The organism is Pseudorhizobium sp. NPDC055634, from assembly GCF_053618655.1.
On record NZ_JBSHHW010000003.1, the window covers coordinates 101,893 to 126,359 of the forward strand.

A 24,467-nucleotide genomic window follows, 5' to 3' on the forward strand; every position below is an offset into this window, starting at 1 on the left:
TCTATTAGCTTGAAGACTTGGATGCACAGTAGGCCTCAACGCTCCGGAACGAAAGGTTTTCCGAGCGAGGCCGGGGTGTTGATGAGCGTCGTGCGCCGATTATGCGAGATGATGATGAGGACGACAATAGTCGCCACATAGGGCATGGCGGAGAGAAGCTGCGAGGGAATGCCGAGCCCCAGCGCCTGCGCATGCAACTGGCCGATCGTGACCGCACCAAACAGATATCCGCCGGCCAGAACGCGCAGCGGCCGCCAGGATGCGAAGACGACGAGCGCCAGCGCGATCCACCCGCGCCCCGCCGTCATGTTCTCCACCCATTGCGGCGTGTAGACCAGCGACAGATAGGCCCCGGCAAGACCGGCGCAGGCGCCGCCGAACATCACGGCCATGTACCGCGTACGGATCACGTTGATCCCGAGTGCATGGGCAGAGGCGTGGTTGTCGCCGATCGCCCGGAGCTTCAGTCCGGCGCGGCTCCTGAACAGGAACCAGTGGATGCCGACCACGAGCAGGACCGACAGGTAGAAGATCAGGTCCTGACGGAAGAGGAGCGGGCCGAGGAAGGGAATGTCGGAAAGCACCGGGATGGCGATCGGCTGCAGCTTGATGCCCGGCTGCCCCACGAAGCTCTCGCCGATCTGCCCGGAAAGGCCAAGGCCGAGGATGGTGAGCGCAAGACCCGTCGCGACCTGGTTGGCGACGAGCGTCAATGTCAGCACGCCGAAGAGCAGCGAGAAGGCTCCGCCCGCGACGATGCCGGCCACGACACCGACATAGGGCGAGCCGGTGGCCTGGGTCACGGCGAACGCGGTCACCGCTCCCATGATCATCATGCCTTCGACGCCGAGATTGAGCACGCCGGCGCGCTCCGTCACCAGTTCGCCGAGCGAGGCGATGACGAGCGGCGTCGCGGCGGTGATGACCGTCAGCAGGATCGCCTCAAGCATGGGAGGCTCCCGTCCCTTCGCGGCCGACGAGGCGGATGCGGTAGTGGATCAGCGTGTCGCAGGAGAGCACGAAGAACAGCAGAAGGCCCTGGAACACCCGGCTCACCTTGTCCGAAATCCCGATTGAAAGCTGGGCTGCCTCTCCCCCGAGATATGTCAGGGCGAGAACGAAGCCGGAAGCGATGATGCCGAGCGGATTGAGCCGCCCGAGGAAGGCAACGATGATCGCCGTGAAGCCGTAACCGGGCGATATCGCCGGTTGCACATGGCCGATCGACCCGGAGACCTCCGATATCCCGGCAAGGCCAGCAAGTCCTCCGGAAAGCAGCATCGCAAACCAGACCATGCGCCGGGAGGAGAAGCCTGCGAAACGGCCGGCCCGTTCCGACTGCCCGATGACGGAGACCTCGAAGCCCTTCAGCATGAAGCGCATCATGAACCAGATCGCGACGGCCGCCACCAGCGCGAAGACGATCGCGAGATGGGCCCGACCGGAATCGAGGATTTCCGGAAGCACCGCTTCGGGGACGAATGCCTTCGTCTGCGGGAAATTGTAGCCTTGCGGATCCCGCCAGGGACCCCTCACCAGCCAGTCGAGGAAGAGCTGCGCGATGTAGACGAGCATCAGGCTCGTGAGGATTTCGTTGGTGTTGAAGCGTGTCTTCAGGAGCGCGGGAATCCCGGCGTAAAGCGCGCCGCCGATGGCGCCCATGATCAGCATCAGCGGCAGTATCGCCACCGAGTGCCAGTCGGGGTAGAGCACCGGAAGGATGGCGCCGGTTATCGCGCCGATCGTAAATTGCCCTTCGGCGCCGATATTCCAGTTGTTGGAGCGATAGCAGACCGCAAGGCCGACCGCGATCAGGATCAGCGGCGCCGCCTTGATCGCAAGCTCGTGGAGAGACCAAACCTCCAGCAACGGCTCGATGAAGAAGCTGTAGAGCGCGTCGATCGGGTCCTTGCCTAGGAACCAGAACATCAGCCCGCCGAAGAAAAGCGTCAGCGCCAAGGCGAGCAGAGGCGATACGAAGGAAAACACGCGACCGCCCCGATCACGCTTTTGCAGCTCAATGCGCATGGGACGCCTCCCGGCGCGTGGAATCGTGGACGCCGCCCATCAGCAGGCCGACCCTTTCCAGGGTGAGCTCGCCGGCGGCGTAGGAGGGTGACAGCCGCCCCTCCGAGATGACGGCAATGCTTGTCGCCACCTCGAATATCTCGTCCAGGTCCTGGCTGATGACGATCACCGCGGAACCGGCTGCGGCAAGATCCACGATCGCCTGGCGGATGCGGCTGGAAGCGCCCGCGTCGACGCCCCATGTCGGCTGGTTCACGACCAGGACCGCCGGTTGCCGGTCGAGTTCGCGGCCGACGATGAACTTCTGGAGATTGCCGCCCGAGAGAGCGCCTGCGCGGGGATCCTCCCCGCTCTTGCGAACATCCATCTCCTCGCAGATGCGCTGGGTGGCACGGCGGATCGCGCCGTGCCGGATAACGTTCAGCATGCCGCCTCCCAGAAACGCGCGGCGGTCGGACCGGCTGCGTGCGAGAAGAAGGTTGTCGGAGAGGGACATGTCGGACACGGCGGCGTGCCCGTGGCGTTCTTCCGGCACGAAGCCTGCGCCGAGCAGGCGCCGCTCGTTGATGCCGAGGCGCCCCGCAGCCTTGCCGCACAGGCGGATCGCGTCGCTGTCGGCTACGGGATACTCGCCGGACAGCGCATCGAACAGTTCGCCCTGCCCGTTTCCGGCGACGCCGGCCACGGCGAGCACCTCGCCCGCGCGAACGGTGAGATTGATGTCCCTGAGCGCGACCGCGAAGGGAGTGCGGGCCGCCACGGAGAGATCGCGGACCTCGATGCGAACATCCCCCGGGGCCTTGCGCCCCTCCCGCTGAACTCCTGCGACATCGGAGCCGACCATCATTCGCGCAAGCGAAGCGGCGGTCTCCTGCTTCGGGTCGCAGTCACCCGTCACGCGTCCGTGACGCAGCACGGTCGCGCGGTCGCAGATGCGCTGCACTTCTTCCAGCCGATGGCTGATGTAGAGCACTGACCGCCCCTCGGCCTTCAGCTTGAACAGCGTCTCGAACAGCCGGTCCGCCTCCTGGGGTGTGAGGACGGAGGTCGGTTCATCCAGGATGATGAGCTTCGGGTTCTGCAGTAGGGCGCGGACGATCTCGATGCGTTGGCGTTCGCCGACGGAAAGGTCCGCGACATGCGCATTGGGATCGAGCGGCAGGCCGTAGGCCTTCGACAGTGTCGCGGCCTCTTCGGAAATCTTCGCGAGAGAGACGCCGGTGTCGAGCGACAGCGCGATATTTTCCGCCACCGTCAGTGCCTCGAAAAGCGAGAAGTGCTGGAAGACCATTCCGACGCCGAGAGCCCGGGCCTCGCCTGGCGAGCGTATGGTCACCGGCTGGCCGTTCCAGAGGATCTCCCCTTCGGTCGGATCGAGGATGCCGAACAGCATCTTCACGAAGGTGGACTTGCCGGCACCGTTCTCCCCGAGAAGGGCATGTATTTCGCCGGCACCGATATCCAGGTCGATCCCGGAGCAGGCGGCGAAATTGCCGAAATGCTTGGTCAGATTTCGGACCGCCAATAACGGATTGGCGGCCGATCCCTCTATGACAGTCACTGCACCCCCTTGTGACGCAGCTTCACCTTCTCCGAGGCTTGCTAGGCGATCGTCGCGCGTCCTGGTTCAATCATGGCGGCAGCAAGGCGGCCGCTCACGATTACTGTTAGCGGATTTGTTGCCCCGCACAACCGAAAACATGCGTCGCCAACAGGTGTCAGCGGTCCCGCCCAAGGGACGGAAACATCTGGAGGATCGCGCCGATGAAGTAGAGATAGAGCCCCGACAGCACCACGCCGTAGACCAGCCATGTCGGCGAGTCGAAGTGCAGCAGCAGCGAATAGCCGCTCAGCGCGCACCACAGCAGGAAAATTCCGAGATTGAGTGGCCGAAGACGTTTGACCCGCACGGGATGGAGGAAGTTTATCGGCAGGAAGGTCAGGACCACCGACAGGATCACCACGATGAATGCCGTCACCTCGCTCGCCTGGATGACGAAGAGTGTGAAGATCACCATGTTCCAGACGACGGGAAAGCCCGAGAAGAAATAATCGTCGGTCTTCATGCCCGTATCGGCGTAGTAGATTGCGCTGGAGATGACGATCAGGCCGGCGGCGACGAAGGACCACGGCTCGCCGATCATGCCGCTCTTGTAGAGCGCGAAGGCGGGAAGCAGGACATAGGTCACATAGTCGATGATGTTGTCGAGCGTGTCGCCCGACCAGTTCGGCAGGACCTCGCGCACCCTGACCTTGCGCGCGATCGGACCGTCTATGCCGTCGACGAAGAGCGCCAGGCCGAGCCACCAGAACATGTCGACGAAGCGGCTTTCGGCGGCTGCGACCACGCCGAGAAAGGCGAGAAACGATCCGGATGCGGTGAGGAGGTGAACGGAGAACGCGCGGATTTCGGCATACGGCACTTTCCGGTAATTGAAAACTCGTCTGATCACTCGCCATTCCCGTCCTGTTTCTTGACCTATGCGGCGAAACCCGGCGCTTTGCAACCGCGGACCTCGCGCCTGACGCCCTCCCGCGCGCGATTTGCGGTACGCGCCGCAACGTCCCATGGATAAGAAAGCGAGAAGGCTCTACATAGGGCAAAAGGATGGCCCGACGAGGATGAAGCATGCAGGACTATGAAGTTGCGGTGGTAGGCGGAGGACTGGCGGGTTCGGTCGCCGCACTGGCAATGGGCCGCACCGGCCGCAAGGTCGCCCTGATCGCGCCGCAAGCCCCGGCGGCCGACGAACGGACCACGGCATTGATGGATCATTCCATCCGCTTCATGGAACGCCTCGGGCTCTGGGACCGTATCGCGCCGCGCGCCGCGCCCCTTTCCGTCATGCAGATCATCGACGGGACGGACCGGCTTCTGCGGGCGCCGACGGCGCAGTTCCGGTCGGCGGACGTCGGCCTGGCGGCCTTCGGATACAACATTCCCAATCGCGTCCTCATCGAGACGCTGGAAGCAGCGGTCGCCGATGAGCCGAATGTCTCCCGCCATGCCGTCACCATGGAAGAATGCGCGCTGGCGCCGGAAAAGGTCCGTCTTACCCTTTCCGACGGGACGACCGTCTCTGCCGACTTCGTGATCGGGGCCGACGGCCGCCGGTCGCGGGTCAGGGAGAGTGCCGGCATCGGCGTGCGGCGCTGGTCCTACCCCCAGTCGGCCGTCGTCATGAACTTCGGCCACACCCTGCCCCACGGCAATATCTCCACCGAATTCCACACGCCGACCGGCCCCTTCACCCAGGTCCCCCTCCCCGGAAATCGCTCCAGCCTTGTCTGGGTCGTGCGGCCGGAAGAGGCAGAAAACCTCCTGGCGCTGACACCCGAGGAGCTTTCGCTGCGGGTGGAGGAGCGGATGCAATCGATGCTCGGAAAGGTGACCGTCGAGCCGGGCGCCCAGTGCTGGCCGCTGTCGAGCCTGATGGCGGACCGCTTCGGCAAGGGGCGCATGGCGCTGGTCGGCGAGGCGGGACATGCCTTTCCCCCGATCGGGGCCCAGGGGCTGAACCTTTCGCTGAGGGATATCATCGCCCTTGCGGACCTGCTGGCGAATGCGATGGGAGCACCCGTTCCCGCCGATGCCGGCGACCGCTTCAATCGCCTACGCCGTCCCGACATCATGACCCGCACCTTCGGCGTCGACCTTCTGAACCGGTCGCTGCTGTCGGACTTCCTGCCCATGCAGGTGCTGCGTGCGGCGGGCATTCACCTCCTGAACGCCGTGCCGCCGCTGCGCAGTCTCGCCATGCGCGAGGGCGTGGAGCCCGGACGCGGCCTGCGGGCCTTCCTCGGCCAGCTACGGGAAGAGGTCGGGCGGCAGAAGCCCGGACGTGATCAGGTAGAGGAGCACCGGTAGGGTCAGGACCGAGAGGATGGTGGTGATCAGCACCGTTGCGGACGCCCGCTCCTGCCAGATGCCGTATTGCTGGCTGATGACGAAGACGTTGGTGGCGGTCGGGAGCGCCGCCAGCAGCACGGCCGAATAGACCCATACCGGATCGAAGTCACCCGCCAGCGACAGCGCCAGGTAGACGGCGGCCGGGTGGATCACCAGCTTCGCCGCTGCCAGATAGGAAATCTCCACCGGGATCCGCCGGAGCGGCCGAAGCGCCAGCGTCACCCCCATGGCAAAGAGTGCGCAGGGTGCGGCCGCCTGCGCCAGGTAGTCGACGAGCCGCGAAGCCGCTTCCGGCACCGCCACGCCGCTCGCCGCCACCAAGAACCCGAGAGCCGTCGACAGGATGAAAGGATGCAGCGCCACCTTGCGCACGACGTCCGCGGCCAGTTGGAGCGGCGGCCTCCTGTCGCCTCCGGCAACCGCCATCATGGCCGGAGCCACCATGAAATGCGTGGCATTCTCCAGGCAGACGATCAGCGCAACGGGAACGGCCGCGGCTTCGCCGAAGGCAAGCAGCGCGAGGCCCGGCCCCATGTAGCCGATATTGCCGTATGCGCCCCCGAAGGCCTGGATCGTCGAATCGGCGAACGGGGCGCGTCTGAGGTAGCGCGAGATCAGGAAGACCAGAACGAAGATCACGTAGGTCGCGGCGATGTCGGTGACGATGAAGTCGATGCGGGCGAGATCCTCGACCGGCGTGCGCGAGACGAGCTTGAAGAAAAGGGCCGGCAGGGCGGCGTAGATGATGAACGTGTTCATCCAGCCAAGCGCCTCGGCCGGCTGGCGCGTCACCCGGGCCGCGAGATAGCCGATGAGGATAAGCCCGAAGAAGGGCAGTAGCAGTGCTGAAATGTCGGCCATGTCTCCCCACTGCCCTCGCCCACCCCGGCGACGGCCCGGCTTAGCCGATTTGCATCAGGATTGGAAAGGTCTGCTGGAACCAGATGGCCATCGCGCTGACGAAGCCGAAGATGAACGCCAGGCCCGTGAGAATGAGCAGCACGCCCATCACCTTCTCTACCACGCCGAGATGCTGGCGGAAACGCGACAGGAAACGCATGAAGGCGCCGGAAAAGCCGGCGGCGATCCAGAACGGGACGGCAAGACCGAGCGAATAGATGGCCAGCAGCGTCGCCCCGTCGCCAACCGTCTCGCGGGAGGCGGCAACGCCGAGGATCGCTCCGAGCACCGGCCCGATGCAGGGCGTCCAGCCGAACGCGAAGGCAAGCCCCATGACATAGGCGCCGGAAAGCGTCGCCGGCTTTCCGCTGCCCTGGAAGCGCGCCTCACGGGAGAAGATGCCGATGCGGAAGACGCCGAGGAAGTTCAGGCCCATGGCGATGATGATCAGTCCGCCGATCTTGGAGAGAAGATCGAGATGCTGGCGCAGCAGGACGCCGATCGTCGAGGCGCCGGCGCCGAGGGCGACGAAGACGGTCGCGAAACCGAGCGTGAAGGCAAGTGCCGCCGTCAGCACCGCCCGCCGCGTCGCGGCCGCGTCCTCGCGGCTTGCCTCCCCGCGGAACTGCTCGACGGAAACGCCTGCCATGTAGCAGAGGTACGGAGGCACGAGCGGAAGCACGCATGGCGACAGGAACGACAGGGCTCCGGCCAGCAAGGCACTCCATAGCGAAATGTCGGCAATCGACAACGACGACTCCAGTGACGACCTCATCCAGGGTTCGCCTGCCTAAAGCACGGCGAGACCATGATGCCAATCACGTTTTTGCGTACCGCCGTCCTCGGGACAAGAAGCCGCATTTTTGCTGTTTTTGCGGTTGACCCGGAAAGTCCGTCTGCCTATGTTCCGCGCACTTCCGACGGGGCCTTCTCCCGCGAACGGGAGAGCGTAGCTCAGCCGGTAGAGCAACTGACTTTTAATCAGTAGGTCCAGGGTTCGAACCCCTGCGCTCTCACCATCTTTTCAGCTAGCTAGTTCGGCAGGGATCGCCGCCGATTTTCGCCACCGAGTGAGCTTGCCCGCTTGCTGGCCGCCTTTATGCGGCGGGGCCCCGGTCGATTTCTCATATCGAAATGGATGGACGAATTGCACCGGCTCTGTCACAAGCCGACCAGGACGCGACTGCCGTTATCTTTAGAACGGGGTCGGGCGACCGATTGACGTCACGTTGCTGCCGCGAGATCACGCTGGCCGTCCTATTCCGCTCTCCTGATATTCGGACTTCGCTGTCATTGGATGGGCCTCGCTGGGCGCCTACCTCGCCCTCGCCTTAGCGTTCCATGATTGTCGGACGAAACTGCAGAAGGCCGCAGGGTCTGCGATCTTTCTCTCGATCAGCGGCCTAGAATTGCCGGGTAGCTGTCGTTGGAGCTAAGGGCGTAGCGCTTCGTCTTCGGGGCCGCGTCGCCGAGGAAGGAACAATAGTCGCCTCATCCCCCCGGCAAATAGTCGCTCGTCGAGCACCCTCCTCGGAACGTTTCGGCGCGCGGTCGGTTCGGATGGCACCCCTAAACCGATAGGTGTCCCATGAAACCGTTGACAGCCATCGCCTGCGCCATGACGCTCTGCGCAGGCACTGCCCTTGCACAGGATGCCCAGGACGCTCCGGATCCGGGGCCTCCGCCTCCCGGCCAGGGCGATTCGATGCAACCGCCTCCCCCGCCACCGCCACCGCCGCCACCCCAGGCGCGCGACGATCGCGGTCCCGGGCCGGGCGGACCGGACAGGCGCGGCGGCGCCCGGATGCACCGCGGAGGGCCGCACGACGGCGCCGCGAGCGTTTCCATCGATACCGGCAGGGCGAAAATCCGCGTCCATTGCGGACAGGACCAATCGAGCAGGTCGTGCATGGACATGATCATGGAGTTGCTCGACCGCGTGCAGGACACCGGCGGCGACGCCCGCCCGCGGCGCGATCGTGATCGCGACTCCGGCTGGGACGATGACGGGGGTCGCGACCGGTACGACGATGGTGACCGCCGCGACTAGGACGTCACAGGCGAACGGATGGAAAAGGCCCTCGCGCGACCGCGTCTCTCGTTGATGCGGTCGGTTGTTGTGGTATGAGGCAGTGGATCAAGCGTTGCGCCAGCCGATCGGGGCGAAAGCCTTGTTCGGTCCACCGCGCATCCCTTGCCAACGGCCTCCTATGACATCCGCAAACCCTCCCCGCCCCCCGTTCTCGACCTCCTGGTTGCCTCCCTTCCTGGTGGCATCGTTCGAAGAGCCGCAGAACATGCTGAGCTGGTCGCTCACGCGCCCGGGCTTCGTCACCGCGCAATCGGTGGTGTGGCTGGAGGTTCGTGACGACGACCTTCCGCTGGGGGTCGATCCCGTGGATTTCCTGCGCCGGCGCGCGTCAGAGGCGGGCCATGGCGACGCGGTCCATCTCATGACGTCACGCGCCGTGAAGCACCATCACGTCGGACGCAGCACGGTCGGCGGCGTCACCTCATCCTGCCTCGCGACGGTCGGTCTGTCGAATGCCAGCCGGGTCGGCATCGTGCCGGACAGGATCTCGCGCGTCGGGACGATCAATCTGCTCGCACATGTCGGCGTCCCGCTGTCCGAGGCGGCGTGCATCGAGGCGCTCTCGATCGCCGCGCAGGCCCGTACCGCCGCGATCATGGATCTCGGGCTCGAGCGCAATGGTGATGTCGTGACGGGAACCGGAACCGACTGCATCGTCATCGCATCGCCATGCGGTGAGCCCGGCTTGCCCTTTGCGGGACTTCATACCGATATCGGCATGTCTCTGGGTCGGGCTGTCTACCAGGCGGTCACGGAAGGCGGGCTAGAGTGGATGGCAGAATTCTTCCCCTCACGCGAGGCGAGACGTCTTCCTCTCCCGAGCACGACGTAACGGGAGTGAAACCACCGCCTATACCGTTTCCCCGCCACGATCGGTACGATCCAGGATCTGCACGACGGGCCCGCCTTCCGCCGTTCCGAGATAGGCGCGAATGCCGTAGACCTCGGCCAGCACCCGCTCGGTGAGGACTTCCCGGGGTGTGCCGTCCGCGGCGATCACGCCGTCGTTGAGGATGACGAGACGCGTGCACCAGCGCGACGCGAGGCCGAGGTCGTGCAGCGTGGCGATGACCGCCCGGCCTTCGCCGGCGAGCGACCGGAAGATGCGCATGAGGGCGATCTGGTGCGCCGGGTCGAGGCCGGCCGCGGGTTCGTCGGCGATCAGGATGGGCGTCTGCTGGGCGAGCGCGCGGGCGATCAGGACGCGCGCCTTTTCGCCACCGGACAAGGCCATGGCCGAACGCATGGCGAAGCGGCTCACGTCCATCCGCTCCATCGCGTCCCGTATCGCCCGGCGATCCTCGTCTCCGCGCCGCAGGGCGAAGGTTCCGCTATGGGGCACCCGCCCTAGCCCGACGAGGCGCTCGACGCTCATCGGCCAGGCGATTTCATGCTCCTGCGGCACATAGGCCATCAGCGCCGCGCGCTGGGCAAGCGTCAGGCCCGCACCGGAGCTGCCCGAGACCGTTATCTCTCCCCGCGAGGGTATCAGGCCGACCAGGGCGCGAAGGAGCGTGGACTTTCCGGCGCCGTTCGGCCCGATCAGGCCGACCAGTTCGCCCGGCCGGACGTCGAGGGAGAGGCCGTCGATGACCGCACGCTGACCCAGGCTGACATGCAACTCGCGTATCGAAAGAAGCGGCGCCGATGTCACAGCATTTCCCTCCGCGTCCGGTAGACCAGCCAGAGAAAGAAGGGCGCTCCGACGACCGCGGTCAGCACGCCGAGCTTGAGGTCCCGCTCGGGAGCGATCAGCCGCACGAAGATGTCGGCGGCGAGCACCATGCAGGCGCCGCCAAGCGCGCTCGCCGGCAGAAGCCGCGAGGGAACCGCACCCGTGAACGGCCTCAGCATGTGCGGCACGACCAGCCCGACAAACCCGATCGCGCCGGAGACCGCGGTTGCGGCCCCCACCGAGGCGGCGACGCCGAACACCACGCGCCGCTGCACGCTCCTGAGGTCGATCCCCATGCTGGAAGCAGCATCGCGCCCCAGCGTCAGCGCATCCAGCGGCCGGCCGAGGCTGAACAGCGAAAGCCAGCCGATCACGATGAACGGTGCGGCGAGCCATACATGGGTCATCGAACGGTCCGTCAGCGACCCCATCATCCAGAACATGATCTCCAGCGACGCGAAGGGGTTGGCCGAAAGGTTGAGGGCAAGCGAGGTCATGGCGGCCGCGAAGCTCGATATCGCCACGCCGGCCAGGATCAGCGTCAACGTGCTTCCCGAGGACCCTGCAAGGGCGCGCACGACCAGGACGCCCAGGAACGCGCCGGCAAGACCCGCAAGCGGCAGGCCGAGCGAGAACGCCGCCGACAGTCCCGAGTAGATCGCAAGGACCGCCCCAAGCGATGCGGAGGCCGATACGCCGATCAGCCCCGGCTCCGCGAGTGGGTTCCGCATAAAACCCTGGAGGACCGCCCCGGAGACCCCGAGGGTCGCGCCTACCAGGAGGCCGAGAATGGCCCGCGGCAGCCGGATGTCGCGGACGACGAGGCCGATCAGGCTGTCTTCCCACCACAGAAGGGCCTCCAGGCTTTCCCACAGACCGATCCCGGTCGAGCCGACCGTTACCGACAGGACGAACAGGACGGCCGCAAGCAGGCCGAGCCCCGCCAGCATGGGAGTGTAGAAGCGGTCGCTCATGGAGTACCTGTTCCCTTGGCGGCCTCTTGCAGGAGGCGCACCGCTTCCAGCGTGAAGGGACCGCCACATACGGTCAGCGCCGGAGGCAGAACCGCGCTCTTCTTGCGCGCGACGAGGTCCAGATAGGCGGGATGCCTGAAATTCTGCTGGGCAAGCGCCGGCGCATCATAGTGATCGTCCGCGACGACGATGATGTCAGGATCGGCCATGACGAGCATTTCGAGCGGCAGAATGCCCGTTCCGGTGAGACCCGCTTCCCGGCCGACGTTGCGAAGGCCCGCCGCCTGGACCACCTCGTCGACCAGCGTGCCTGCGCCGGACGAGTAGCTGTTGGCGTAGTAGAGCGCCACGCGACGGTCCGGCACCGGATTTGCCCGAAGCCTTGCGAGTTCCGCGTCGAAATCGGCAAGTATGGCTTCGGCGCGGTCGCGCCACCCCAGCACGTCGCCCATCCTGCGAAACTCTGCTTTCATCTCTTCGAAGGAGGCCGGGGGTGCAAACTCCTCCACCGGAATGCCGCGCCGGCGAAGCAGGTCGACGGTGGTTCGGGTGGTGAACGTTCCCGCCAGCACGAGGTCCGGCTTGAGCATGTAGACTTCCTCGGCGGAGCCGTGATTGACCGCATACCGTCCGGCGTGCTCGGCGAGCGCAGAGGTGTTCGGATCGGACGCCAGAAAGCTGACGGAGAGAAGCTGTCCCTCGTCGGCCAGCAGCATGGCCATCTGGTCGGTGCAGACGTTCAGCGACACGATCCGCTTCGGGCTCGCCGCAGCCGACGGCGACCCGTGAAGGGCAAGCACCATCAGTGCGATCAGCGGTATTTTCTGCGTCATCTTCATGTCCGCTTGTCCGGATATCCGCGCCAGCACCCCGGCGCGGAAGGAGTTGTCCGATGGCTCAGAAGGAACGGGTGACGCTCAGGTTGAACGTCCGGCCCGGAGCGCGATAGTCGGTGATCGTCTGGTACTCCCTGTCCAGCACGTTCTCGACCGCCAGCCTGATCTGCGACTGCTCGTCGAGCGTGTAGATCATGGAAATGTCGAACGTCACATAGCTCGGCAACTCGACCGTATTGGCGGCATCGGCATAGCGCTTGGCACCGTAGAGGAGCTTGCCGCTGAGTTCCAGCTTCTCCGTCGGCGTGAACAGAAGCTCTGCAGTCGCCTTCAGCCGGTCCCGATAGGGGATGTATTTATCGGTTTCCTCGTTCTTCGACGAACGGATGTCGAGGGTCGCCTTGCCGCTCCACTGATCGTTGAACCTGTGTGCAAGCACGGCTTCGACGCCCGTGACCTTTGCCCGCGCGATGTTGAGCGGAACATAGGTCGGCGGGCTGGAGGCGATCGCGTCCTTAAGCCATGTCTGGTAGAAGGCGACGTCGAGGCTCGTCTCCGGGCCGACCTGCCACAGTGCGCCCAGTTCGTAGGAGCGCGACCTTTCCGGCTTCAGGTCCGGATTGGAGAAACCGGGATAATAGAGATCGTTGAAGGTCGGGGCGCGGAAGCCGGTACTGGCGGATGCACGCAGGACCAGATCGTCGATCACCTCGTAGCTCATGCCGGCATTCCACGTGGTTGCCGAGCCGAACTGTTCGTTGCGGTCGTGGCGAATGCCGGCGTTCAGGTTGAAGTCGTCGTATTCGAACCCGTACTGGGCGAAGACCGCCCCAAGATCCCGTTCGGTCACGCTGTAGTCCGTGGTTGCCGACACCTCCTCGCGGTAGACTTCGACACCGCCGCCGAGCACGTGGCTGTAGTCGGGCAGATCGAAGGTCTTCTGCGTGGAGGCTAGTATTCCGTAGCGCCGCGTCGTGAAATCGCGGCGACCGGCAACGCCGTCGCGGAAGTTTGAGGCGTCGTCGATGCCAACGGTCGTCTCGAGGGTGGAGAACCAGCTCTCATCGTGATCGACCCGAACGCCGACCTTGCCGGCGAACGTTGTGACATCGACCTCGTTGTCCTCGGGAGCGAGCGCATCGTACTGCGATCGTCCGCGCGAATAGAGACCGTCGGCATAGAGCCTTCCCCAGTCGAAATCCTGCGAGAGGCGGAGATTGAGAGAGCCCTGGAGAAAACCCTCGTCGTCCGGTTCGTGTCCCCATGCGAGCGGGGTGGTAAAATCGTAGCCCTGGGTACCGAGGACCTGCCCGCCGATGAAGTAGTTCAGTCCGCTATCCGTCAGCCCGCGCGTGCTGAGGTCCGTGTAGCCGCCCCAGGGATGGGTTATCCCGGTGGTGACGGACGAGCACTGCGACCGGCCGTCGGCACACCCGGTGCCGTCCTTGGTGATGATGTTGATGACCCCGCCGATGGCGTCCGCGCCGTATTGCGCCGAATGGCCGCCCTTGGCGATTTCGATCCGCTCGATGGCGCTCAAGGGGATGTTGAAGATCGGTGTCGTTCCGCTGGTAGCGGACGCGCTGCGGATGCCGTTGATCAGGACGAGCGTCTGGCTGGCGCCCATGCCCCGTAGAGAAACGTCCGCCACCGCGCCCTGCCCCCCGTAGCGGCTGATCGAAACGCCCGGATACGCCTTCAGGAGCGAGGGAAGATCGGCTGCCGCCGACCGGTCTATTTCCTCTCGATCGATGACGGTCACGGTCGAGGTGACGGAGGCGAGCGCTGATTCGCGCCTCAGCGGGGTCAGCACGATCGTCTCGAGCGTGGTCGCCTGGTTCGCGGTTTCAATCCCGTCCTGAGCATGGGCCCCTCCGGGCGCGCTCAGCAGGATTGCCGCGCCAATTACTCTCAAATTACGCATTTCAGCCCCAGTCTACGTGCACGCAGCACATTGCCAACTTCGCACCGCAGGCGGACCTGAAATCTGGGAATGGACGTCGAGGATGGTACCCGGACGGCCTCCGCACGCGGCAACTTCTTCAAGTTGTCACCGCTACGGACGGCCGCGCCCGAACGCGCCCCGCGTTCAGACATGGGTGACCGGATAAGGCAGGTCTCCTGACTTCCGTGTCATCGCGTCGCCCCCGCCTTCCCGCATCCATCCCGAAGGAAGAAGGCAGTGGCATTGTGGAGGCTGGCTCGACGGTTACAGTTGCGGGGGCAGTCACGGACTGGGCTTCCGAAGAAGCCGCACCGTGTTCCCATTTAATCCACCTCTCGGCGGAGCCAAATCCGGGATCAGGACTAGTGGAACTCTCGCCCCCGGTCAACGACGTCTGTCGACGCCGGCCGTACTCTCCGGCGGGTTCAGGTCCGATGGCGGGGAAAGCTTGAGGAAGGCGACGTCGGCCGGCACCTCAAGGCGGTGCGGCGGGCGCAAGATCGCGTCTTGCGCCCGCGCCGAGGCCGCTGGGGAGGAGCATGCAGCCGGCCCGGCTGTTTTTTGTGTCCGGCTAGTGGAGGCCGAATTCGGCGAGCAGCGACTGGCGCAGCGCGACGAACCGGGGATGGCCGCGATCGCGCGGGCGCGGTAGGTCCACATCGATCGTCCTCACAAGCGTCCCCTTCTGCTTCGGCAGGATCAGCACCTTGTCGGCGAGGTATATGGCTTCCTCGAGGTCATGGGTGACGAGGACCATGGTCACGTGCTCCTCCTCCCAGATCCGCGCGAGTTCCTCCTGCATGGTCATCTTCGTCATGGCGTCGAGCGCACCGAGCGGCTCGTCGAGAAGAAGGAGCTCCGGCTGGACCGCGAGCGCCCGGGCAATGCCGACCCGTTGCGCCATGCCCCCGGAGAGTTGGGCCGGATAGGCATCGGCGAACTCGATCAGTCCGACCAGCCGCAGGTACCGGCGCGCCTGCTGGAGCGCCTCGGCGGCCGGCAGTCCGCGCACTTCCAGGGGAAAGGTGACGTTCTGGCTCACAGTGAGCCACGGCAACAGCCGTGGCTCCTGGAAGATCACCGCCCGCTCCGCCCCCACGCCATGAATGGGGGCGTTGTCGATCAACACGTCCCCGCCGTCGGCGGCCTCCAGTCCCGCCAGGATGCGAAGCAGCGTCGTCTTGCCCGAGCCGCTCTCCCCGACGATCGCCACGCACTGGCCGGCGCCGACATCGAGATCGATCCCCCTCAGGACGCTCAGGTCACGGCCATTGAGGGCAAAGGACTTGGAAAGGCCTCGTATGGAAACCTCCCGCGGCGGTGTGCGACAGCTTCCACGATCAGCCTCCGCTCGCCAGTGTCTGGGGTGCATAGAGGATGTCGGATGCCGAGAGCTGCCCCTTGCCGAGCTTTCCTTCGCGTTCCAGCACCTCGATCCAGAACTGCAGGTCACGCTCGACGGCGCGCCCGCCGGGCCTCACGCCATAGCCGGCAAAATACTGGGCGATTTCCGGGTTTTCGCCTCGTTCCTTCAGCACCCGCGCGAGGATCTCCTCGGTCTTTTCCGGGTTCTCGCGAGCGAAATCCAGAGCCTTGGCGGAGGCTTCGACGAAGGTCCTCGCGGCTTCAGGATGCTCCTCCGTCCAGTCGCGCCTGAGCACCACGAAGCCGCCGGCGATCTCGCCCAGCACGTCCGTATCGTCGAAGATGGCCCGCAGCCCGCCGGTCTTGCGCGCCGCGCCCTCGAACGTCGTCTGCCAGTATCCGAAGGCGGACACGTCGACCTGCCCGGCCCTCAGGACCTGTTCCAGCTGCGGCCCGGGCACGACGACCAGCCTCGCGGCGTTCTCGGGCAGTCCTTCGGCATGGAGCGCTTCCCGGATCGTGTAGTCGAGATGTGCCCCCAGCGTGTTCACCGCGATCGTCTTGCCGGCGATGTCCTTGACGGAGCGGATCGGGCTCTCCTCCAGGACGTAGAATATGCTCTGGACCTGGTCGTTGATGCCGTTGCTCGGATAGGCCGCGACGAAGTCGTTTCCTCCGGCGATCGAGTTGATGACCGCGGCGGTGGCGGCACTGCCGATATCGGCGCTGCCGGACGCCAGCGCGAAGAGGGACTCCGGCCCTCCTCCGGCATAGCCGATGTTTTCCAGGACCACGCCGGTGCCCTCGAAATACCCGAGTTCCTGCGCCAGTTCATGCGCCGATACGCCGCCGTGGCTGGCGAGGTAGCGAAGCCTGGTTTCTTCCGCCGCCTGGGCGCCGCTCAGGAGTGCCGTGCTGGCAAAGAGTGCCACCGCGGTGTGCATGGCGAGAAGGGAGAGATGTCTGCGGGTAATGTTCATGATCGTGAGCCTTTGCGTGATGAGGTGGATCAGCGGTTCAGTTCGTTCCAGCGGCAGAGCCTGCGCTGGACGCGTTCGAGGGCGTAGTTCGCACCGAGCCCGAGGATCGCGAGCAGGAAGATGGCGGCGAACATCAGCGGGATCTGGAAATTGTACTGGGCGTTCATGACCTGGAAGCCGACACCGCTGTTCGCGCCGATCATCTCGGCCGCGATCAGGAGCAGAAGCGCGGTCGTGGCGCTCAGCCTCAGTCCGACGAAGATCGACGGCACGGCGCCCGGCAGGACCACCCGCCGGAAGATCGTCAGCCGCGACGCCCCATAGACTCGGGCCATCTCGATCAGCTTCGGATCCGCCTGCTTCACCCCGCCGATGGTGGCGAGCAGGGTCGGGAAGAGGGTCGCCCAGAAGATCACGAAGACCTTGGAGGCCTCCCCCAGTCCCAGGAGCAGGATGAAGACCGGATAGAGGGCAAGGGCCGAGGTCTGCCGGAAGAGCTGGAGGATCGGGTCGAGGCTGCGCTCGACCGCCTTTACCTGCCCCATGAACAATCCGAGCGGGATGCCGATGACGACCGCTGCCGCAAACGCGATGCCGGCGCGCTGCAGGCTGATGGCGATGTCGTCCAGGAGGAAGCCACCCGCCAATCCCCGCCAGAGGGCGGCGAAAATGGTATCGAGCGGCGGGAAGACGGCCGGGTTCAGCCACCCCACCTCACTTGCCACCTGCCAGAAGGCGAGAAAGCCGACGAGCAGGCCGTAGCGGCTCGCAAGCCGCGTCAGTCCGGCCGCCGTTGCGGCAACCGGCTTTCCCAGCGACGGAACGGCGGGACCGGGTGGGCGATAGGCGCCCGTGTCTTCCGACTGAATGATGGACATGACTGCTTCTCCTCGGTTCGCCTACTCGGCCGCCTGCGACTGGCGCGCGAGCGCCCAGCGGTTCTGGGGGAAAGGCAGGCCGAGGTTCTCGCGCAGCGTCCGCCCCTCGTAGGCAGTCCGGAACAGTCCGCGCCGCTGCAGTTCCGGGATCACCAGGTCGACAAAGTCGTCCAGCGCGGTCGGCAGCCACGGCGGCAGGATGTTGAAGCCGTCCGCGCCTTCGTTTTCGAACCATTCCTGCAGCGTATCGGCGATCTGCGTCGCCGAACCCACCACGGTGAAGTGCCCGCGGGCCGACGCGACCCACTGGTAGAGCTGGCGGATCGTGAAGTTGTTCTCGTCGGCGATCTGCCGGATCAGCGCCTGCCGGCTCTTCATCCCCTCGGTCGGCGGGGCCGGCGGCAGCGGCCCGTCGAGATCGTAGCCCCGAAGGTCGAGCGTCCCGCCCGTGAGGCCGTTCAGGAGCCCGACCCCGTCCTGTTCGAGAATCAGGCTGGTGAGGCGTTCGTATTTCTCGCGCGCCTCCTCCTCGGTCCGACCCACGAAGGGCGAGACGCCGGGCATGACCAGCACGTGACGGGGATCGCGACCGAGCCCCGCGGCCCTGGACTTGATGTCACGGTAGAATTCCTGGGCGGTGTCGAGGCGCTGGTGGGCGGTGAAGATGACTTCCGCCGTTGCCGCGGCAAGGCTTCGCCCATCCTCCGACTGGCCTGCCTGGACGATGACCGGATGCCCCTGGGGCGAGCGCGGAACGTTGAGCGGTCCCCGGACCTTGAAGTGCGGGCCGAGGTGATCTGCCCCGTGCAGCTTCTCCGAATGGTAGAAGGAGCCGCTTTCCTTGTCGCGTATGAACGCGTCGTCCTCGAAACTGTCCCAGAGTTTCCTGACGACCTCGACGTGCTCCTTCGCGCGGGAATAGCGGAAGGCGTGCGGATGCTGCTGATCGAGATTGAAATTGTGCGCGGCAGCCTCGGTTGCCGTCGTCACGACGTTCCAGCCGGCCCGGCCGCCGGAGATGAGGTCGAGCGAGGCGAACTTGCGTGCGAGGTTGTAGGGCTCCTCGTAGGTGGTGGAGGCCGTCGCAATGAAGCCGAGATGGGTGGTGAGCGGCGCGAGTGCGGAAAACAGCGTCACCGGCTCGAGACCCGCCACCTTAGCGCTTCCACCTTCCGAGGTCCCACCGAACGAGACCGCGAGCCCGTCGGCGAGGAAATAGGCGTCGAAGAGACCCCGCTCGGCGGTAAGCGCGAGCTGCTTGTGAAACTCGAAGTTCGTGGCGCCATCGGCCGGCTGGTCGGGGTGCCGCCAGGAGGCGATATGCTGTCCGCCGCCGGGAAGAAAGGCGCCAAGCTTGATCTGTCGTGTCATGGTCGTGTCTCCGGTCTCGGATTTCAGGAATTGGTGGCGAGGGCTTCGGCGGGGCTGCGCCAGCGTTCGATCCGCGTGGCGATCGGGAGGTCCCTCTCCTTCCTCAGGTACGGTTCGAACTGGCCGACGGCCCGGTCGAGGCGCGCGGTCAGGGAGGGCGAGATGATCTCGCCGCCGGCAAAGTCGCGCTCGGAGGCATAGACGCCGGTCGCAAGGGTCTGCGCCTCGAAGAACCCGAAGAGCGGGCGCAGGTGATGCTCGATGACGAGCGCGTGCTTGTCGCCTCCCCCAGTGGCGACGAGCAGTACCGGTTTTCCGGCAAGCGCTGACGGATCCAGAAGGTCGAAAAGGTGCTTGAAGAGGCCCGGGTAGCTGCCCTTGTAGACAGGCGTCCCGATCACGAGCGCGCGCGCCTCTATGATGTGATCGACCGCATCGCTTCCCGCTCCGGTCAGATCACGAAGGTCACGCGCCCCGCCGAAATCCGGCCCGAGCTGGGAAAGATCGATCACCTTCGAACGCCCGCCGAAACGGGCAACCGTCCGCGCAACTGCCTCTTCCACGAGGCGCCGGGTCTTGGATGGGACGCTGAAACTGCCGGCGAGGCCGAGGATTTCTAGTCTGGACATGGAAGCACCTCCTGAGGATCAGTCTACTGTGTAGATAGACTATTAGTGGAGGTGCCTTGGCGTCCATTTCGTAGTTGAAGGGGAAAAGAGAAGAGCCTTAGCGTGCGACGAGGCGGGAAGAGGAGAAACGATCTCCCCTTCTCCGGCTTATTCAGGCACTTGCGGAGACGGATAGGCCGGGCGTACCCAGCAGAAGCGCGGCAAGGCGTCCCGCCTGTACCCGGATGTCCGGCACGGCGGTGATCTCGAAGTGCGTGCCTCGCGTGATCGGGCCTATACCGAAGATTCGGGCGGAGCTGCGCCCCTGCTGGTCGACCAGCGCATCCTGATGGTCGAAATCGAGCCCGAGATTGAGCGGATCGAGACGTGCGAGCCCGCTGTCGGCAAGAGATTGCAGCAACCGGTTCGGGGTCGGGAAGGACAGCCGGCGAAAACCCCTGCAATCGATGGCATGGGACCCTTCGAGGACGGCCGGCCTATGCTGCCCGGAAGGACGGTAGGACACACGGGTTCCGGTTGCTGTCCGCTCCGCGCCCTGGAAGTGGCCCTTGAGGATGTGGAGAAGACCGGAGGCCTGTGCTTCGGCGATCCGCGCAGCTGACGACGGCGGCATCCGGTGGCGGTGGGTGTCCCACATGGTGGAGAGATGCCGCAGGAAACGCTGCCGGCTCTCGGGCGGCAGGTGCCGCCAGAGCAACTGCGTGTGCGGCCGCAGCCCGTCGATCACGTCGCGCCAGTCTCCACCTGCCGCCTCGTGAGCGCGGATCGTGGTCCGCAGCCATTGCAGCATGTAGGTGACACTGGAGCCGATGGGTATATCCGCGACCGAAAGCTTCAGGGGCTTCGTTACCCGGTGAGGCTGCGGCAGCAGTCCCCGTCGCGAGACGGCGTAAATGGGACCGCTCTGGCCGGCGTCCAGCAGGGACAGCACCATGTCGATCATCGTCAGCCCGGTTCCGACGAGGACGACCGGCTCTAACGGATCGCGGTCGTGCGGCCGGGCCCAGGGGTCCTCGAGGCCGGAGACCTTCCGGTCGTCCCTGCAGAAGCCGGTTGCGAGGATGGCGAAATGGGAGGGAAGCACGCTCCCGTCCGAAAGCGCGACCTCGACCCCATGCTCATGGACGCGAAGCGAGACGCATTCCTTCTGCAGGATGCGCAGCCGCGGCACGGAGGAGGACGCGCAGTCCGGCGCGACGAGATCGGCGAGATAGCGCCCGTACGTCATGCGGGGAACGAACTCGAGCCCGCTGCTCGGGCCCTCGCCCTGCCGATCCAGCCAGCGGCTGAAATGGCCGGGATCCTCGGCGAACGCGCTCATGTTGTTGACGCGGGTGTTGAGCAGGTGGGAACTCTGGTCGGTGGAATAGGCTATGCCGCAGCCGACATCCTCCCGAGCCTCCACGATGGTGATGCGCAGCCTTTGCGGTGTGAGCCGCCGCTGCAGCAGGTGGGCGGCGGCGAGCGTTCCGCTCGCTCCTCCGCCGATAATGGTTACATGCAGCGTCATCGGCCCACCTCCCAGGTTGCCCGGTGAAGGCCGATCGTCAGGACGTCGCCAGCACCTGCTCCAGATCCGGAGCCTCGTCCTCCACCATTTGGCGCATTGCCGTCAAAGATTTGTTGTCCAGCACGTCGGCGATCGCCTCGCGCACTTCCAGCATGGTCAACCGCACCGCGCAGGCGTTTTCGTCCGGGCAGTCGCGACACCGGTGATAGGCCGTCCGGCTGGCGCAGTGAATGGGCGCGAGCGGGCCGTCGAGGACGCGCAGGACGTGACCGACCATGATCGTATCCGGGGAACGCGTCAGGCAGTAACCTCCGCCGCGCCCCTTCCGGGTTTGCACGAATCCGCTGTGTCGAAGGTCCGCCAGGATGGCATCGAGGAACTTCTTCGAGATCGCGTACTTCTCGGCGATCTCCACTGACTGGGCCATGGCTCCGGGAGGCAGTCCGGCAAGGTGGTACAGAGCTTTGAGCCCGTACTTGCCTTTCATCGAAAGCATGGAATGGAATTTCCTTTCGGACAGTATCAAAAGAGAATGTTTCTCCATCATATAGCCGGCGTGTTCGATCTATGCCAGTGGATCGACGCATCGTAGCACTCCTTGCTTCCAAGCGAAGGCTGGATTGTCAGGTTTGCTTAATTCTCGACGCCAAGACTTGCGACAACTGCCCTCGATTCGGTCACTTCGTGCGGCTGACGCTCCATCGGCATGGAGATCATGAGCCAGACGAGGAGATAGGATGCAAGGAACGCGGCCCAGGCCAGGGCTTTGTCCATCTTTTTCATACCGCCGTTCATGTCGTCATCTCCGTTTGGGTGGCCGGGCGAAAGTCCGCCTCCGGGGCCACGAGGTCTGACTAGGGCTGCAACGTACTATGACTAAGTCTACCTCTCAGGTGGACGATGTGAATTCTAAAACTCCGCTCGCGGGGAAAAGTTCTCTTCTCTTTTCCGTGTTCAAAGAGAAGCCGCTACCTGTTCAGCGTGTCGAGCGGATAGGCGGTCGAACTCTTGATCCTCTCCATGGCGAAGTGTGACGTGACGTTTTTCAGCATCACCGTTTCCGTCAGGCGCTGGTAGAAGGCGTCGTAGGCGGCCATGTCGGCAACGGCGACCCGCAGCATGTAGTCCACCTCTCCCGCCATGCGATGGACTTCCATCACCTCGGGCAGGCTGGCGATGGTACGGGAGAATTCCTCCCGCCAGCTCGGCGTATGATCGGCGGCCTCGATCGCGACGAAGACGGTGAGCCCGAGCCCGATATGTTCGGGAGCGACCAGCGCCACGCGTCCGAGGATGACGCCGGACTGCTCGAGCTTCTGTATCCGTTTCCAGCACGGGGTCTGGGAAAGGCCCACCCGCTCGCTGATCTGGGCCACGGAAAGCGTCGCATCCCGCTGCAGTTCGGCGATGATCTTCCGGTCGATGAGGTCCAGCATGGATGCTCCATCCTTAGAGATGGTGACCAAGGCTACCCGAAAAATATTCAATGTCTACTGAATTGGTAGATTATGGGTTGAAACGGAATCTGCCGGTGTTGCGACGGGGCCGCCTTGGTCTATTGTCTCCCCTCCGAGAATTGAAGGGACGATTTGCCGGCGTGACCCTGAGCCAAATCCTGATCATTGTCCTGCTGGCGGGTCTGATGGCGGCATTCGCGAGCGATCGCTTTCGGGCCGACAATGTCGCGATTGCCGGACTGGTCATCGGCGCGGCCCTTGGCCTTGTTCCCGCGGACCGCATCTTTTCCGGTCTCGCTAATCCTGCCGTCATCACGGTGCTGGAAGTTCTTCTCATCGTGCATGCGCTGGGCAGGAGCCACGTGTTCGACAGAATCGGGAAATGGGTGAACCGCCGGCTCGGCCGACCTCTCTGGCAGGTCATGGCCCTATGCGTCGTCGTCGCATGCCTCTCCGGCGTGATGAACAACATCGCCGCCTTTTCCCTCATGCTGCCGGCATGCTTCTCCATCATGGCGAGCGGGAAGGTCCCGGCACGATGGATTTTCCTGCCGCTCTCCTACGCCACCTTGATGGGTGGCCTGCTGACGCCGATCGGTACGCCCGCCAACCTTCTTTCGGGCGAGTTCCTGCTGCAGGCGGGCGAGAAAGGCTTCGCCTTCCTCGATTTTGCACCGACCGGCCTCGCCGTAACGATCGTCGGCCTGCTCGTCATCGCGCTCTGGCTCCCCCGCACGCTCCTGAGCGAGCCCGAGGAACGCCCTGCGGAACAAGCTCCCGCATTGCTGCGGACCATGACGGAGCTGCGGCCCTCCGCTGCGGACAAGTCGCCATCGACGGTGGCTGACCTCGAGAACCTGCTCGACGGGCAGGTCCATAATATCATCCGCGACGAACGCCGCATATTCCCCCTCAGACCGGATACCCCCCTTCTCCCGGCGGACCGCCTGCTGGTCGAGGCCGAGCCGGCCGCATTGGGCAAGGCCTTGCACGCGGGACAGGTTGTCTATTCGCGGCGGGGAGGCTCCGGCGACAGACGTCGTGCAAGGGCGGTCGTCATGCCGCACAGCCTCCTCGCCGGTTCCTCCATGGCCGCACAGGATCTCGACGACACGGTCGTGGAAATTCTCCAGGTGGAAGGTGAGCCCGCCCGTTTCGAAGGGCCCTTCGAGGAACTGCCCTTCCGGGCCGGAAACATCCTCCTGCTCGAGGGCGACGAGGGCGCGATTGCGTCGTTCATCGCCTATAACGAACTTGTCGAGGTCGCCGACAATACGGGCGTCGGCGAATCGACGGCGGGAATCACGCCGCTTCTTGTGTTCGCGGCCGGCGTCGTCCTGACGGCCTGCGGCATCGCCTCGCCCGCAATAGCCCTTGGCGGGGTGGTCGCCGTCCTCTGCCTCACGGGGCACCTGGACATCAGGGCCGCGCTTCGCAACCTGAACTGGCCGATCATCGTCATCCTCGCGGCCATGCTCCCCCTCGGGGAAGCGGTCGGGACGACCGGAGCGGCGACCACGATCGCCACCGCAATGACCGACCACCTGCCGTTCTCGATGCCGCTGCTTTCGGTCTTCCTGATGCTCGCCCTGGCCATGGCCATCACCCCTTTCGTCAACAACGTCACGACCGTGGCGATCCTGGCGCCGATCGCCACCGAGCTGGCGCAGGCGGCGCAGCTTTCGCCGCAGATGCTGGTAATGGCCGTCGCGGTCGGGGCATCGTGCGATTTCCTCACGCCGTTCGGCCACCACAACAACACCCTCGCCTACGGCCTTGGACACTACCGCTTCCGGGATTTCCTGCGTCTCGGGTGGCCCGTTTCGCTGGCGGCATTCCTGACCGCGGGAATCGTTCTCGTGCTCTACTGGTAGCGCTCGGGCCACCCTAAAAAACATTCGACGGCTTCAAAATCGG

At 64.9% G+C, this 24,467-nt stretch carries 23 protein-coding genes, 1 tRNA gene and 1 riboswitch; of the genes, 5 read left to right on the forward strand and 19 right to left on the reverse strand.

Going from position 1 to position 24,467, the window contains the following annotated elements; translation table 11 throughout:
• Positions 1 to 35: 35 nt before the first annotated feature.
• The 4 genes from ACWGPT_RS05650 to pcsA form a co-directional block, all read right to left on the reverse strand.
• Positions 36 to 950 carry an ABC transporter permease gene (locus tag ACWGPT_RS05650; RefSeq protein WP_452604620.1) on the reverse strand — a complete coding sequence of 305 codons (915 nt, stop codon included), beginning with the start codon at positions 948 to 950 and terminating at the stop codon, positions 36 to 38.
• Positions 943 to 2,028: an ABC transporter permease gene (locus ACWGPT_RS05655; RefSeq protein WP_452604621.1), complete on the reverse strand. Its 1,086-nt coding sequence runs from the start codon at positions 2,026 to 2,028 to the stop codon at positions 943 to 945. The genes ACWGPT_RS05650 and ACWGPT_RS05655 overlap by 8 nt, the downstream gene beginning before the upstream one ends.
• Positions 2,018 to 3,589: an ABC transporter ATP-binding protein gene (locus ACWGPT_RS05660; RefSeq protein WP_452604622.1), complete on the reverse strand. Its 1,572-nt coding sequence runs from the start codon at positions 3,587 to 3,589 to the stop codon at positions 2,018 to 2,020. The genes ACWGPT_RS05655 and ACWGPT_RS05660 overlap by 11 nt, the downstream gene beginning before the upstream one ends.
• Before the next feature lie 157 nt (positions 3,590 to 3,746).
• The gene (gene pcsA / locus ACWGPT_RS05665; RefSeq protein ID WP_452604623.1) at positions 3,747 to 4,481 is read right to left on the reverse strand and encodes a phosphatidylcholine synthase; all 735 of its coding nucleotides are present in this window, start codon (positions 4,479 to 4,481) and stop codon (positions 3,747 to 3,749) included.
• Between the two features lie 176 nt (positions 4,482 to 4,657).
• On the opposite strand from pcsA, the gene ACWGPT_RS05670 reads away from it, so the two are divergent.
• The gene (locus tag ACWGPT_RS05670) at positions 4,658 to 5,896 is read left to right on the forward strand and encodes a UbiH/UbiF family hydroxylase (protein WP_452604624.1); all 1,239 of its coding nucleotides are present in this window, start codon (positions 4,658 to 4,660) and stop codon (positions 5,894 to 5,896) included.
• Here ACWGPT_RS05670 and ACWGPT_RS05675 read toward each other — a convergent pair.
• A complete protein-coding gene (locus ACWGPT_RS05675; protein WP_452604625.1) occupies positions 5,837 to 6,799 on the reverse strand; it encodes an AEC family transporter in 963 nt (320 codons plus the stop codon). The two genes, ACWGPT_RS05670 and ACWGPT_RS05675, sit on opposite strands and share 60 nt — an antisense overlap.
• A gap of 40 nt (positions 6,800 to 6,839) precedes the next feature.
• The gene (locus ACWGPT_RS05680; protein WP_452604938.1) at positions 6,840 to 7,589 is read right to left on the reverse strand and encodes a cytochrome c biogenesis CcdA family protein; all 750 of its coding nucleotides are present in this window, start codon (positions 7,587 to 7,589) and stop codon (positions 6,840 to 6,842) included.
• A gap of 192 nt (positions 7,590 to 7,781) precedes the next feature.
• Between ACWGPT_RS05680 and ACWGPT_RS05685 the strand changes: the two genes are divergently transcribed.
• The 3 genes from ACWGPT_RS05685 to ACWGPT_RS05695 all read left to right on the forward strand — a co-directional run bounded on the left by ACWGPT_RS05685 (position 7,782) and on the right by ACWGPT_RS05695 (position 9,762).
• Positions 7,782 to 7,857, forward strand: a tRNA-Lys gene (locus ACWGPT_RS05685).
• Between the two features lie 569 nt (positions 7,858 to 8,426).
• Entirely contained in the window at positions 8,427 to 8,888 is a 462-nt protein-coding gene (locus tag ACWGPT_RS05690; RefSeq protein WP_452604626.1) for a hypothetical protein, read from the forward strand.
• A gap of 160 nt (positions 8,889 to 9,048) precedes the next feature.
• Complete coding sequence (locus ACWGPT_RS05695) at positions 9,049 to 9,762, forward strand: adenosylcobinamide amidohydrolase (protein WP_452604627.1); 714 nt, start codon at positions 9,049 to 9,051, stop codon at positions 9,760 to 9,762.
• Between the two features lie 18 nt (positions 9,763 to 9,780).
• Here ACWGPT_RS05695 and ACWGPT_RS05700 read toward each other — a convergent pair whose 3' ends face one another.
• The 13 genes from ACWGPT_RS05700 to ACWGPT_RS05760 all read right to left on the reverse strand — a co-directional run bounded on the left by ACWGPT_RS05700 (position 9,781) and on the right by ACWGPT_RS05760 (position 22,526).
• On the reverse strand, positions 9,781 to 10,584 hold the full coding sequence (locus tag ACWGPT_RS05700) for an ABC transporter ATP-binding protein (RefSeq protein WP_452604628.1): 804 nt from the start codon (positions 10,582 to 10,584) through the stop codon (positions 9,781 to 9,783).
• Complete coding sequence (locus ACWGPT_RS05705) at positions 10,581 to 11,579, reverse strand: FecCD family ABC transporter permease (protein WP_452604629.1); 999 nt, start codon at positions 11,577 to 11,579, stop codon at positions 10,581 to 10,583. Before ACWGPT_RS05705 ends, ACWGPT_RS05700 begins: the two co-directional genes overlap by 4 nt.
• Positions 11,576 to 12,412 (reverse strand): ABC transporter substrate-binding protein, encoded by an 837-nt coding sequence (locus tag ACWGPT_RS05710; protein ID WP_452604630.1) that lies wholly within the window; start codon positions 12,410 to 12,412, stop codon positions 11,576 to 11,578. Before ACWGPT_RS05710 ends, ACWGPT_RS05705 begins: the two co-directional genes overlap by 4 nt.
• A gap of 64 nt (positions 12,413 to 12,476) precedes the next feature.
• Positions 12,477 to 14,339: a TonB-dependent receptor domain-containing protein gene (locus ACWGPT_RS05715; RefSeq protein ID WP_452604631.1), complete on the reverse strand. Its 1,863-nt coding sequence runs from the start codon at positions 14,337 to 14,339 to the stop codon at positions 12,477 to 12,479.
• A gap of 170 nt (positions 14,340 to 14,509) precedes the next feature.
• A riboswitch (cobalamin riboswitch) is annotated at positions 14,510 to 14,724 on the reverse strand.
• Positions 14,725 to 14,931: 207 nt separating this feature from the next.
• Positions 14,932 to 15,732 carry an ABC transporter ATP-binding protein gene (locus ACWGPT_RS05720; protein ID WP_452604632.1) on the reverse strand — a complete coding sequence of 267 codons (801 nt, stop codon included), beginning with the start codon at positions 15,730 to 15,732 and terminating at the stop codon, positions 14,932 to 14,934.
• Complete coding sequence (locus tag ACWGPT_RS05725; protein WP_452604633.1) at positions 15,701 to 16,705, reverse strand: ABC transporter substrate-binding protein; 1,005 nt, start codon at positions 16,703 to 16,705, stop codon at positions 15,701 to 15,703. The genes ACWGPT_RS05720 and ACWGPT_RS05725 overlap by 32 nt, the downstream gene beginning before the upstream one ends.
• 29 nt (positions 16,706 to 16,734) lie before the next feature.
• Complete coding sequence (locus ACWGPT_RS05730; protein ID WP_452604634.1) at positions 16,735 to 17,583, reverse strand: ABC transporter permease; 849 nt, start codon at positions 17,581 to 17,583, stop codon at positions 16,735 to 16,737.
• A 21-nt stretch (positions 17,584 to 17,604) separates the two neighbouring features.
• The gene (locus ACWGPT_RS05735; protein ID WP_452604635.1) at positions 17,605 to 18,954 is read right to left on the reverse strand and encodes an LLM class flavin-dependent oxidoreductase; all 1,350 of its coding nucleotides are present in this window, start codon (positions 18,952 to 18,954) and stop codon (positions 17,605 to 17,607) included.
• Positions 18,955 to 18,977: 23 nt separating this feature from the next.
• Positions 18,978 to 19,583 (reverse strand): NAD(P)H-dependent oxidoreductase, encoded by a 606-nt coding sequence (locus tag ACWGPT_RS05740; RefSeq protein WP_452604636.1) that lies wholly within the window; start codon positions 19,581 to 19,583, stop codon positions 18,978 to 18,980.
• A gap of 151 nt (positions 19,584 to 19,734) precedes the next feature.
• Positions 19,735 to 21,093 (reverse strand): FAD/NAD(P)-binding protein, encoded by a 1,359-nt coding sequence (locus tag ACWGPT_RS05745; RefSeq protein ID WP_452604637.1) that lies wholly within the window; start codon positions 21,091 to 21,093, stop codon positions 19,735 to 19,737.
• 37 nt (positions 21,094 to 21,130) lie between these two features.
• Positions 21,131 to 21,589: an RrF2 family transcriptional regulator gene (locus ACWGPT_RS05750; protein ID WP_452604638.1), complete on the reverse strand. Its 459-nt coding sequence runs from the start codon at positions 21,587 to 21,589 to the stop codon at positions 21,131 to 21,133.
• Positions 21,590 to 21,726: 137 nt separating this feature from the next.
• The gene (locus tag ACWGPT_RS05755) at positions 21,727 to 21,888 is read right to left on the reverse strand and encodes a hypothetical protein (protein WP_452604639.1); all 162 of its coding nucleotides are present in this window, start codon (positions 21,886 to 21,888) and stop codon (positions 21,727 to 21,729) included.
• A 173-nt stretch (positions 21,889 to 22,061) separates the two neighbouring features.
• Complete coding sequence (locus ACWGPT_RS05760; protein WP_452604939.1) at positions 22,062 to 22,526, reverse strand: Lrp/AsnC family transcriptional regulator; 465 nt, start codon at positions 22,524 to 22,526, stop codon at positions 22,062 to 22,064.
• 164 nt (positions 22,527 to 22,690) lie between these two features.
• On the opposite strand from ACWGPT_RS05760, the gene ACWGPT_RS05765 reads away from it, so the two are divergent.
• Entirely contained in the window at positions 22,691 to 24,424 is a 1,734-nt protein-coding gene (locus tag ACWGPT_RS05765; protein WP_452604640.1) for an SLC13 family permease, read from the forward strand.
• Positions 24,425 to 24,467 lie beyond the last annotated feature (43 nt).

Excerpts from the sequence above, each read along its gene's own strand:
- ACWGPT_RS05650 (WP_452604620.1), bottom strand. The coding sequence starts at position 950 with ATGCTTGAGGCGATCCTGCTGACGGTCATCACCGCCGCGACGCCGCTC.
- ACWGPT_RS05655 (WP_452604621.1), bottom strand. The coding sequence starts at position 2,028 with ATGCGCATTGAGCTGCAAAAGCGTGATCGGGGCGGTCGCGTGTTTTCC.
- ACWGPT_RS05670 (WP_452604624.1), top strand. The coding sequence starts at position 4,658 with ATGCAGGACTATGAAGTTGCGGTGGTAGGCGGAGGACTGGCGGGTTCG.
- ACWGPT_RS05675 (WP_452604625.1), bottom strand. The coding sequence starts at position 6,799 with ATGGCCGACATTTCAGCACTGCTACTGCCCTTCTTCGGGCTTATCCTC.
- ACWGPT_RS05690 (WP_452604626.1), top strand. The coding sequence starts at position 8,427 with ATGAAACCGTTGACAGCCATCGCCTGCGCCATGACGCTCTGCGCAGGC.
- ACWGPT_RS05695 (WP_452604627.1), top strand. The coding sequence starts at position 9,049 with ATGACATCCGCAAACCCTCCCCGCCCCCCGTTCTCGACCTCCTGGTTG.
- ACWGPT_RS05705 (WP_452604629.1), bottom strand. The coding sequence starts at position 11,579 with ATGAGCGACCGCTTCTACACTCCCATGCTGGCGGGGCTCGGCCTGCTT.
- ACWGPT_RS05710 (WP_452604630.1), bottom strand. The coding sequence starts at position 12,412 with ATGACGCAGAAAATACCGCTGATCGCACTGATGGTGCTTGCCCTTCAC.
- ACWGPT_RS05715 (WP_452604631.1), bottom strand. The coding sequence starts at position 14,339 with ATGCGTAATTTGAGAGTAATTGGCGCGGCAATCCTGCTGAGCGCGCCC.
- ACWGPT_RS05720 (WP_452604632.1), bottom strand. The coding sequence starts at position 15,732 with ATGCACCCCAGACACTGGCGAGCGGAGGCTGATCGTGGAAGCTGTCGC.
- ACWGPT_RS05725 (WP_452604633.1), bottom strand. The coding sequence starts at position 16,705 with ATGAACATTACCCGCAGACATCTCTCCCTTCTCGCCATGCACACCGCG.
- ACWGPT_RS05730 (WP_452604634.1), bottom strand. The coding sequence starts at position 17,583 with ATGTCCATCATTCAGTCGGAAGACACGGGCGCCTATCGCCCACCCGGT.
- ACWGPT_RS05735 (WP_452604635.1), bottom strand. The coding sequence starts at position 18,954 with ATGACACGACAGATCAAGCTTGGCGCCTTTCTTCCCGGCGGCGGACAG.
- ACWGPT_RS05740 (WP_452604636.1), bottom strand. The coding sequence starts at position 19,583 with ATGTCCAGACTAGAAATCCTCGGCCTCGCCGGCAGTTTCAGCGTCCCA.
- ACWGPT_RS05745 (WP_452604637.1), bottom strand. The coding sequence starts at position 21,093 with ATGACGCTGCATGTAACCATTATCGGCGGAGGAGCGAGCGGAACGCTC.
- ACWGPT_RS05750 (WP_452604638.1), bottom strand. The coding sequence starts at position 21,589 with ATGCTTTCGATGAAAGGCAAGTACGGGCTCAAAGCTCTGTACCACCTT.
- ACWGPT_RS05755 (WP_452604639.1), bottom strand. The coding sequence starts at position 21,888 with ATGAACGGCGGTATGAAAAAGATGGACAAAGCCCTGGCCTGGGCCGCG.